This is a genomic window from Kordiimonas sediminis (assembly GCF_014656395.1).
Lineage (GTDB): Bacteria > Pseudomonadota > Alphaproteobacteria > Sphingomonadales > Kordiimonadaceae > Kordiimonas_A > Kordiimonas_A sediminis.
In genome coordinates, this window is the sequence record NZ_BNCI01000010.1 from 1 (window position 1) to 887 (window position 887).

Here is an 887-nt window from a genome sequence, read left to right on the forward strand (position 1 = left end):
AAACAACGCTGAAACAAGTCCATAAATTAGCCTCAAAACTTGCTACAGCTCTTGACAGTCTTGATGAGGTTTCAGCATCCCGCCTTTATAGTGCTTACGTGAGAATTGAACGAACCAAACCCTTACATGGCTTCGGCGGATACATGAGGGATGAAGCTTTCGCTACAACAATTCAATCACCCGCATCACTGGCCCAATATGCTGAGGAAGCGGCGAGATACAAGCCTGCCATTAATAAAGGCCGGACAACCCTTGTCAGTGTTGAAACATTAATCTTAAACCTCAAATCTTATTGGGAAGATACTCTTGAGCGTAAATTTACTTATGACGAACATGAAGGCGAAGGCATCACCGACGCCTTTCTGTTTTGTCGTGACGTGTGTGCAATTATTACCCCTGACATCCCAGCAACCGCTATCGCATCCAAAATGCGCAAACTTATAAGCAAGTAAATTCACTGAGATTAATAGGGGGGTATTTACCCCCCTATTAATCTCAGTAGCTTCGAATGACATATATCCGACCTGAGTATTTAATGACGTCACGACGTACTACTGCGTCGCAACACATAACTAAGAGTCATATTATGTCACACTCAACTACCGCTGCAGTGGCAGCGCCTTTACTAAACGAGCGGCAAGCCGCTGCATACCTTAACCAAAGCGTTCGCACCCTGCAGGGCTGGCGCTTACGCGGCGGCGGCCCGCGCTTCGTCAAAATATCGGGCCGGTCCGTCCGTTACCGGATAGAAGATATCAATGCCTGGATTGAAGGCCGGATTGTCGCCAATACTTCTGAGATTGTCGGGGAGCCTGCCAATGATGCATAGACCTGATATCTTTGCCGATACCCGTTCCAGACTGCACCCGAAACTGGAACTACTCGTC

The 887-nt window shown here is 47.7% G+C and carries 2 protein-coding genes; both read left to right on the forward strand.

Annotation, left to right across the window (positions count from 1 at the left end; translation table 11 throughout):
* Positions 1-452, forward strand: a 452-nt coding sequence (locus tag IE181_RS14540; RefSeq protein WP_191254341.1) for a hypothetical protein, incomplete at its 5' end; no start/stop codon positions are given.
* Positions 453-586: 134 nt separating this feature from the next.
* Positions 587-829 carry a helix-turn-helix transcriptional regulator gene (locus IE181_RS14545; protein WP_191254342.1) on the forward strand — a complete coding sequence of 81 codons (243 nt, stop codon included), beginning with the start codon at positions 587-589 and terminating at the stop codon, positions 827-829.
* The last annotated feature ends 58 nt before the right edge of the window (positions 830-887 follow it).